Annotated in this window: 4 protein-coding genes; 3 read left to right on the top strand and 1 reads right to left on the bottom strand. The window is 68.2% G+C overall.

Annotated elements, in window-relative coordinates:
- Window positions 1-7,089 (bottom strand): amino acid adenylation domain-containing protein (locus tag WAW17_RS15195; protein WP_422333781.1); only part of this gene is annotated, 7,089 nt, incomplete at its 3' end.
- A gap of 118 nt (window positions 7,090-7,207) precedes the next feature.
- On the opposite strand from WAW17_RS15195, the gene WAW17_RS15190 reads away from it, so the two are divergent.
- The 3 genes from WAW17_RS15190 (at window position 7,208) to WAW17_RS15180 (ending at window position 10,064) form a co-directional block, all read left to right on the top strand.
- A complete protein-coding gene (locus tag WAW17_RS15190) occupies window positions 7,208-7,915 on the top strand; it encodes a TetR family transcriptional regulator (protein ID WP_422333780.1) in 708 nt (235 codons plus the stop codon).
- Between the two features lie 135 nt (window positions 7,916-8,050).
- On the top strand, window positions 8,051-9,208 hold the full coding sequence (locus tag WAW17_RS15185; protein ID WP_422333779.1) for an acyl-CoA dehydrogenase: 1,158 nt from the start codon (window positions 8,051-8,053) through the stop codon (window positions 9,206-9,208).
- A gap of 7 nt (window positions 9,209-9,215) precedes the next feature.
- On the top strand, window positions 9,216-10,064 hold the full coding sequence (locus tag WAW17_RS15180; protein ID WP_422333778.1) for a 3-hydroxybutyryl-CoA dehydrogenase: 849 nt from the start codon (window positions 9,216-9,218) through the stop codon (window positions 10,062-10,064).
- The last annotated feature ends 209 nt before the right edge of the window (window positions 10,065-10,273 follow it).

The following is a 10,273-nucleotide window of genomic DNA, read 5'->3' as shown; positions in this document are numbered from 1 at the left end:
GCCCAGGCGGTCGCCGACCGCAGCGTTGACGCGGGCGACGAGCCGGGTCGCCGTCAGCGAGTTCCCGCCGAGTGCGAAGAAGCCGTCGTTCGCCCCCACCCGGACGATGCCGAGAAGGTCGGCGAACACGGCGGCGACGATCTCCTCCACCGGATTGCGCGGGGCGACGAACCCCACCGTCGACGTGCCGAAGTCGGCTTCCGGCAGTGCTTTCCGGTCAAGCTTGCCGTTGACCGTCAAGGGCAGGGCGTCGATCACCACGACCGCGGCCGGCACCATGTAGGACGGTACGCTCGCCCCGACCGCGTCGAGAACAGCCGCCGCGTCGACTTCCGCACCCGCCTCCGGGACCACGTAGCCCACCAGCCGGTCGCCGTCCCGGTCGTCGCCGCGCACCACGACCACGGACTGCGCCACCCCGGCGCACGCGGCCAGGGCCGCCTCCACTTCGCCGAGTTCCACCCGGAATCCGCGCAGCTGCACCTGGAAATCGCTGCGCCCCACATACTCGAGCCGACCGCCCGCACCCCATTTCACGACGTCGCCCGACCGGTACATGCGCGCCCCCGCCCGGTGTCGGTCGAACGGGTCGGCGACGAAACGCGTTGCGGTCAAACCCTGACGGCCGATGTAGCCGCGGGTCACCTGGTCGCCGGACACGTACAGCTCGCCCACCACCCCGGGCGGCACCGGATGCAGCCGGCCGTCGAGGACGTAGACGCGCAGACCGGGGATTCCGCCGCCGATCACCGAGCCCGGCACCGACGCCGCCAGCGCGCGGTCGAGGGCGAGGAAGCTGACGTGCACCGTGGTCTCGGTGATGCCGTACATGTTCACCAGCACGGGGGCCCGGTCGTCGTGCCGGGTGTACCACCGCTCCAGCTGCCCGACATCGAGGGCTTCGCCACCGAAGATCACGTACCGCAACGACAGTGGCGATCCGCCGGCGTGTTCGACGGCGCTCGCCGCACGATCCGCCTCCGTCAGCTGGTAGAACGCCGTCGGGGTCTGGTTCAGCACCGTCACCCGTTCCCGGCGCAGCAGTTCGAGGAACGTGTCCGGCGACCGCGCGGTGAAGTAGCCGACCAGCACCAGCCGGCCACCGTGGACGAGCGCACCCCACAGTTCCCAGACGGAGAAGTCGAAAGCGTACGAGTGGAACAGCGTCCACACGTCGGACGAGTCGAACCCGAACAGATCCCGGGTGTTGGCCAGCAGCGTGACAACGCACCGATGCGACACCTGGACGCCCTTCGGCCGCCCGGTCGACCCCGACGTGAAGATGACGTACGCGACGGCATCGGCCCACAGCGGCCGCAACCGGTCCGAGTCGGTGACCGGCAACCCGGACAGTACCGCCACCGCACGGGCTGTCGCCGGATCGTCGATCGCCACCACCGGAATTCCGGCCGGTGCCAGCGACGCGAATTCCGCGCTCACCACGGCGCAGACGGGTCGCGCGTCCTCGAACATCGCTGCCACCCGCTCGGCGGGATAGCTGGCGTCGACCGGCACGTACCCGCCACCGGCCGCGAGCACCGCCAGCAACGTCACCACGAGGGCAGGCGTGCGATCCACCATCACCGCGACCAGCGACTCGGTTCCCACACCCTCGGCGATCAGCAACCGTGCCAGCCGGTTCGCCTGCTCGTCCAGTTCGCCGTAGGTCAGCGCCTCGGCACCGCACACCACCGCGGTGGAGTCCGGGGTCGCCGCGGCCACCCGCGCGAACAACTCGACCACGGTCTGCGCGTCGGCAGCGACACCCTCACGGTTCCACCGGTCCAGCACCAGGTCGCGCTCGACCACACCGAGAACCGGGATGTCCCCCACCACCGCCGCCGGGTCGTCGACCACCGCCCGCAGCACCCGGACGAAGCGTTCCCCGAACCCCTCCACCGACGTCCGGTCGAACACGTCCGTCGCGTACAGGAAGGCGGCGGACATACCTGCGGCGGTGCCCTTCTCGTCGTGATATTCGGCGAGCGACAACTGCAGGTCGAATTTGGCGACTCCCGGGTCGACGTCGACCGCCTCGACGATCAGGCCCGGCAATTCGAGTTGGGCGCGCACGGTGTTCTGGAATTCGAGCAGCACCTGGAACAGCGGCGAGTGGGACGTCGACCGGACCGGAGCCAGCTCGTCGACGACGCTCTCGAAGGGAACGTCCGTGTGCCCGAACGCGCCCAGATCCGTGTCGCGGGCCCGGGCCAGCACGTCGGTGAACACCTCGCCCGGCTCCACCGGAGTCCGCAGCACCAGCGTGTTGACGAACATCCCGACCAGGTCGTCCAGCGCCGCCTCACCGCGACCCGCGATCGGTGTGCCGATGGCGACGTCACCCGACCCGGACATCCTCGACAGCAGCACGGCCAGCGCCGCGTGCATCACCATGAACAGCGTCGCGTTGTGCTCGCGCGCGAGGAGGAGCAGTTGCCGGTGCAGGCCCGCGTCGATCGAGAACGCCACGGTCGCACCCTCGAGCGAGCGGGTGACCGGCCTGTTCCGGTCGAGCGGCAGGGCGCTGACCTCCGGGAGCTCGGCCAGCGCACCGCGCCAGTACTGCAACTGCCGAGACATGGGGCTGTCCGCCTGGTCGGCACTGCCGAGGAGGCGACGCTGCCACACGCTGAAGTCGGCGTACTGCACGGACAGCGGCTCCCAGCTCGGCGGCGTCCCGGACCGGCGCGCCGAGTAGGCGACCATCAGGTCGCGGGCCAGCGGTGCGAGCGACGCCCCGTCGGCGGCGATGTGATGCACCACGATCACCAGGACGTGTTCGTCGGGGCCGGTCCACAACAGCGCCGCGCGCAGCGGGACCTTCGCGCTCACGTCGAACCCGCCTGCGAGGAGGGTCGCGATCCGGTCGTGCAGCGATCCGTCGCCGTCGACGTGCGGGGTGAGGTCCGGGACGACCTCCGCGGCGTCGACCACCACCTGGTACGGCCCGTCCGCCGACGCGGGATACACGGTGCGCAACGACTCGTGCCGCTCGATCACGTCACCCACCGCGGCCCGCAGCGTGTCCGAGTCCAGAGGACCGGTGAGGCGCACGGCCATCGGGATGTTGTACGCCACCGACGACGTGTCGAACTGGTTGATGAACCACATCCGTTGCTGCGCCAGCGACAACGGGATCCGCTCGGGCCGCTCCCCGACGATCAGGGGCGGTCGGTCCACGAGCTCCGTACCCGCACGGCGAACGTAGGCGGCCAGCAGTTCGGCGGTGGGCGCCTCGAACAACGCCCGCACGCCCACGTCCGATCCGAGTGACGCGTTGACGCGCGCGATCACCCGCGTCGCCACGAGAGAATCGCCGCCGAGGTCGAAGAAGCTGTCGTCGACACTGATCCGTTCGACGCCGAGGACCTCGGTGAAGACCTCGGCGATCGACTCCTCGACCGGGTCGGCCGGCGCCTTGAACTCGGCGGCCGCGGACAGGAACCGTGGTTCCGGCAGCGCCGCGCGGTCCAGCTTCCCGACCGGGTTCAACGGGATCTCGTCCAGCATCATGACGACCGAGGGAACCATGTACGCCGGCAACCGGTTCCGCACCTGCCGCAGCAGTTCCGTCGTATCGATCGGCCTGCCTGCAGCCGGGACCACGTACGAGACCAGGACCGTGTCCCCGGACGGGCCCGGTCTGCCGATGGTGACGGCCAGTCGCACGTCCGGATGCGTCTGCAGCATCGCGTCGATCTCGCCGAGCTCGATCCGGAATCCACGCACCTTCACCTGGAAGTCCCTGCGCCGCAGGTACTCGAGCGTGTGATCGGGCCGCCACCGCACCACGTCACCGGTGCGGTACATCCGGCCGCGGCCGTACGGGTCGGCGACGAACCGCGCCGCGGTGAGACCGGGCCGCCGATGATAGCCCCGCGCCACACCGGCACCGGCGATGTACAGCTCACCCGGCACCCCGATGGGGACCGGACGGAGCCGGGCGTCGAGCACCACTTCCTCGGCACCCCTGATCGGCCCACCCAGCGTGATGGGGTCACGGGGGGCCATCGGTGCGCTGATGTTCGCCATGATGGTGGTTTCGGTGGGACCGTAGGCGTTGTGCAGCCTACGGTCCGGTGCCCACCGGGCCACCAGTTCGGGCGGGCAGGCCTCACCGCCCACGACCACGTCGAGGAAGTCGCCCAGCGAATCGGGCGGAATCGTACTCAGCGCCGCCGTGGTGACGAAGCCGTGCGTGACACGCTCCGACCTCAGCAGGTCGGCCAGTTCCGAACCGCCGTACGCGGACGGCGGCACCACCACCATCGTGGCGCCCACCCCGAAAGCCTGCAGGTACTCGAACACGGACGCGTCGAAACTCGGGGTCGAGAAGTGCAGTGTCCGAGATGATCTCGTGGCACCGAACCTTTCCTGCTGGTCCGCAGCAAAGTTGTCCAGCCCGCGGTGTGTGACGGTGACGCCCTTCGGCCGCCCCGTCGATCCGGACGTGTAGATCAGGTACGCGGCATTGTCGAGGTGCAGCGGCCGAATGCGGTCGGAGTCGGTCAGCGGACGGTCCGAGCGGGCGGCGCAGTCGGCCTCGAAATCCGGATCGTCCAGCACGCACCATGGAATCGAATCGTGCAGGCCGCCGCGCGCCGACTCCTCCGTCAGACCCAGCACCACACCCGAATCGGCGAGCATGTAATCGATCCGATCGGCCGGGTAGTTCGGGTCCACCGGAACGAATGCCGCCCCGGTCTTCGCGACGGCCCAGACGGACGCCACCGACCGGAACGAACGCGGCAGCGCCAACGCGACGAACGATTCCGGTCCTACCCCGCGGTCGATCAGCATCCGCGCGACCTGCGTCGACCACCGGTCCAGTTCGCGGTACGACAACTCCTCGCCCTGCCGCACCAGGGCCGTCGCCGCCGGATCGAGCGCCGCGGCATCCGCGAACACCTCGGGCAGGGTGCGCTCGGACCGGCCCGGACGTCCTCGTACCGGTGTCAGCGTGGAACGTTCGCCTTCGGAGAGGATCTCGAGGTCACCGACCGGAACATCCGGACCGACCGCCATCGCGTCGAGTATGCGGACGTACCGTTCGGCAGCCACCCGGATCGTGTAGGCATCGAACAGGTCTGCGGCGAAACCGAATTCGACGGTGACACCCGCCGGTCCGCCCGACCCGTCGGCCGCTTCCGTGACGGAGACGCACAGGTCGAGGCCGGAGACGGTGGAACCCGGGGGGCCGGGCCCGCGGGTGTCGAGCAGCACCTGGAAGATCGGCGCGTACGCGTCCGACGCCGACACGCCGAGCTCCCGCACCAGACGGTCGAACGGCACATCGGTGTGCGCCACCGCCTCGGTGGCGGCGTCCCGGACGTGCGCCAGATAGTCGTGGCACGACACCTCGCCCGCGTACCGCGAACGCACCACCACGGTGTCCGTGCGGTCGCCCACGTCCACCGCAGTTCCGACGGCGATGTCGCTACTTCCGGTGACCCTGCCCAGCAGGATCGACAGAGCCGTCAGGAACACCGTGCGACGGGTGGTGTCGGCGGCGTCGGCCAGCGCGGCCACGCGTCGGTGCAACTCCCCCGACACCACCACGGTGACCCGGTCGCTCGCCTGGGACAACCTCGCGGGCCGCCGACGGTCGGTGGGCAACGGCAGGAGGTCGGGCAAACCGTCCAGCTGCCGGCGCCAGTACTGGATTTCCTCCGCCTCGCGCAGTAGGCGTTCACCGGTGCGGGAGCTGGCCTCGTGAATGCTGCCCACCGGGGACCCCGGGTCTGCGGTGGCCAGTTCCTCGAGCAGCTCGACGAACTGCTGATGGTGTTCCCGCAGCTCCGCGTTCTCGTAACGACTGGGGTTCGCGCGGAAGTCCACGAAGATCCTGGAGGGGGCGCCGCTCTGATACACGTTGATCAGCAGGTCCTCGACCGGACCCGAGGTGACGATGTGGAAATCGCCGAGGAGCGAACCCAGCGCGACCTCCTGGCGGAACAGCATGACGTTCACCATCGGCCCGTACAGTGCCGTCGTCGCGGTGTCGCCGGCGTCGCGGCGGATGTCGTCGAGGCTGCACCGCTGGTGCCGCAGTGCCGCGACCAACTCACGCTGAACCTTCTCGATCAGTTCCGCGACGGTGTCCTCGGCCCGGACGCTGACGGGCATCGGGGCCACGTTGACGAGCATTCCGCCGGAATTGCGCAGCACCGCCGTGGTGCGCGCCGACACCGGAATGGTCATCAGCACATCGGTTCTGCCGGTGCGTCGCGCCAGGTAGCACGCTGCGGCCGCGATGATGGTCGCCGCCGACAGGCTGTCGCGGGAATCGAGAACGGCCACGACTTCGTCCGAGAGGACGGCGCTCTCCACCGTGCTGGCGGCCGACACGTGCCCTGTCGTCCGCGCCAGCGTGGTGCCCTCGAGCCCGGCCACCCGCCCCGCCCAGTACTCCCGATCGGTCACGAAACGCTCGGAGGCGCGGTACCGGCAGTCGATGTCGTACAACTGCCGCAGGCTCACCGCCCGGTTCGGATCCGGTTCACGGCCCGCGACTTTCGCGGAATAGCGGTGCGCAATCCGGCGCAGCATCGTCATGGCGCCGTAGCCGTCGAGGGCGACGTGGTGAATCCTGCTGTACCACAGGAAGTGCGCGTCACCGGTCTGCAGGATCGACGTCTCCACCAGTCGGTCGGCGCTCAGGTCGAGCGGCGTGACGTAATCACGCTCCATCCATTCGTGCGCCGCCGCCACCGGGTCCTCGTCGGCGCGGAAGTCGACATACGCGATCGACGTGTCCGTCCGATGGTCCACGTACTGCAGCGGCCGGCCGTCGTCGTCGTCGTACACCTTGAGGAAGGGCGATTCGAATTCACGCGCCGCTTCCACCGTCTCCTGCCGGAGCAGGTCGATATCCAGCGCACCGTGAAACTCGACGTACTGGGCGATGGAGATCGGGACCTGCGGGTCGAGTTGCTGCGCGAACCATGTGGCCCGCTGCGCCGCCGAGAGTGGAATCGGTTCGCCGCCCGGAGCGGAATCGATCGATCGCTCCCCCGGGGCACGGACGTCCCCGGCGCGGCGCGTTTCCACCGCCGCCGGAACCGGTCCTTCACCTTGTCCAGGGCACACTCGAACTCGACCTCGCCTCGCCCAACCAGGACGGACGCACTGTTTCGAGTATCCGCCTCCTCGACGCGCCGGGTCCAGGGCACTGCGGGTCCAATGCCGCCGATGGATACTGGGCCCCATGACCGAGCGCGTCGACACACCCGGTATCGATCCCGCGGACTTTCGCGTCCACGTCGTGGCGCAAGCCATCCGGCTGTTCTCCGAGAACGGGTACGAGGCGACGACCGTCGAGCAGATCGCGTCGGCGGCGGGCGTGTCCCGCCGGACGTTCTTCCGCCAGTTCCGCTCCAAGGAAGACGTGATCTTCGCCGACCACGAGTCGTTGTTGCAGCAGGCAACGGATTACCTGTCGTCGGACGCGGACGACCCGTGGGCTGCGGTCTGCTCCACGGCAGGCCTGGTCTTCGACCGGTTCCGGGAGAACCGCGAACTCTCCGTCCGCAGGTACGAGATGGTGCAGCGGGTGCCCGCGCTCCGTGACCGGGAGATCGTCACCGGCTTCCGGTACGAGCGGTTGTTCGTCGACTACCTGCGCCGGGTCGTCCCCACCGAGCCCGTCCTGAAGGTCATCGGGTTCGCGGCCGCCGTCACTGCGTGCCACAACTTCCTGCTCCGAAACATGATCAAGGGCGATCCCGAGGCCACGGCGGACGAGCTCACCCGTGCCTTGCTCGACGTGCGTCGCACCTTCGGCGTCGCTCCCGGAGCGGACGCGGAGAAAGGCCACGGAGCGGACGCGGTGCTCGTGGTCGCCTACCCGCCCGGAACACCCGTCGACGAGATCACCGGCCGAATTCGAGCCGAGCTGAACGTGAGACGCACTTGACTGGCACACGCACTTGACTGGCACTCAGTGCCGTGGTTGACTGCAAGGCAACGGCCGAAGTGTGCCCATAGTGCGCAGCGCAGGCCGAAATAGCGTGGCACTGAGTGCCGTCATCACTCGATTAGGAGCGCCCTCATGGCCGGAAATCCGGACTTCGATCTGTTCAAGCTCGGAGAAGAGCACGACGAACTGCGGGCCGCGATCCGCGCGCTCTCCGAGAAGGAGATCGCACCGTACGCGAAGGACGTCGACGAGAACGCCCGTTTCCCCGAGGAAGCACTCAACGCACTCAACGCGTCCGGCTTCAACGCCATCCACATCCCGGAGGCATACGACGGCCAGGGCGCCGATTCGGTCGCCACCTGCATCGTGATCGAGGAAGTCGCCCGCGTCTGCGGATCCTCCTCGCTGATTCCCGCCGTCAACAAGCTCGGCACCATGGGCCTCATCCTCAAGGGGTCCGAGGAGCTCAAGACGAAGGTCCTGCCCGATCTCGTGCGCGGTGAGATGGCGTCCTACGCCCTGTCCGAGCGCGAGGCCGGCTCCGACGCCGCCGGCATGCGCACCCGCGCCAAAGCAGACGGTGACGACTGGATCCTCAACGGCTCCAAGTGCTGGATCACCAATGGCGGGAAGTCCACCTGGTACACCGTCATGGCCGTCACCGATCCCGACAAGGGTGCCAACGGCATCTCCTCGTTCATGGTCCACAAGGACGACGAGGGCTTCGTGGTGGGACCGAAGGAGAAGAAGCTCGGCATCAAGGGTTCACCCACCGCCGAGCTGTACTTCGAGAACTGCCGCATCCCCGGCGACCGCATCATCGGCGAGCCCGGCACCGGCTTCAAGACCGCCCTCGAGACCCTCGACCACACCCGCCCCACCATCGGTGCGCAGGCCGTCGGCCTCGCGCAGGGTGCGCTCGACGCCGCGATCGCCTACACCAAGGACCGCAAGCAGTTCGGCAAATCCATCAGCGACTTCCAGGCCGTCCAGTTCATGCTCGCGGACATGGCGATGAAGGTGGAGGCCGCCCGGCTCATGGTCTACACCTCCGCCGCCCGCGCCGAGCGTGGCGAGAAGAACCTCGGCTTCATCTCCGCAGCTGCGAAGTGCTTCGCTTCCGACGTCGCGATGGAGGTCACCACCGACGCCGTCCAGCTGTTCGGTGGCGCCGGATACACCACCGACTTCCCCGTCGAACGCATGATGCGTGATGCGAAGATCACCCAGATCTACGAAGGCACCAACCAGATTCAGCGTGTCGTGATGTCGCGCGCGCTCTTGAAGTAGGAGAACCGTGGAACTAGTAGGCGTTATCGGAGGCGGCACCATGGGTGCCGGCATCGCCGAGGTATGCACCAAGGCCGGAAGTTCGGTCCTGATCCTCGAAACCAGGCAGGAATACGCCGATGCCGCGCAGGCCCGGATCGAGAAGTCGCTGGCCCGCGGCGTCAAGTCCGGCAAGCTCAGCCAGGAGGATGCCGACGCGGCTCTCGCCCGTGTGCGCGTGACCCTCGACATGGACGAGTTCGCGGACCGCGACCTCGTGATCGAGGCGGCACCGGAGATCGAGTCGCTCAAGACCGACATCTTCTCCAAGCTGGACAAGATCGTGAAGCCGTCGGGCATCCTGGCGTCCAACACGTCGTCGATCCCGCTGATCAAGATGGCCAATGCCACCGAGCGTCCCGGTCAGGTCGTCGGCGTCCACTTCTTCAACCCGGTACCCGTGATGCCGCTGGTGGAAATCGTGGTCAGCCTGGTCACCTCGGAGGAGACGGTCAGCGCGGTCACCGACTATGCGAAGAACACGCTCCGCAAGAAGACGGTGCGCGCCGGTGACCGTGCCGGATTCATCGTCAACGCGCTGCTCATCCCGTATCTCACGTCGGCCGTCCGAATGCTCGAGTCGGGTTACGCCACCGCCGAGGACATCGACGAGGCGATGAAGGGCGGCTGCGGCTACCCGATGGGTCCGCTGACGCTGATCGACACTGTGGGTCTCGACATCACTCTCGCCGCAGCGGAATCGCTGTACGCGGAATTCGCCGAGCCGCACCACGCACCGCCGACGCTGCTCAAGCGCAAGGTGGATGCCGGTCACCTCGGGAAGAAGAGCGGCAAGGGTTTCTACGACTACAGCTAGTCCCGACCGATGCCGTTGAGCGCCCGCCACATTCGATGTGGTGGGCGCTCACTCGTTCCGGAGCGGGTTACACCGATCGCTCTCAGGCTGTATCGCCTCACGGCGCTCTCAGCCTGAATCCGTGGATGTGTGATTTCGTGGGGTTTCTAGGTTCGCTCGGCGTGGGATGCCTGTGGCGGGCATGGGTGATCCGCTGGCCCGGATGCCAG

The sequence above is a fragment of the Rhodococcus sp. (in: high G+C Gram-positive bacteria) genome, assembly GCF_049286785.1.
In the GTDB taxonomy this organism is placed as follows: domain Bacteria; phylum Actinomycetota; class Actinomycetes; order Mycobacteriales; family Mycobacteriaceae; genus Rhodococcus_F.
This window is presented reverse-complemented; position numbering and strand designations above follow the sequence as displayed.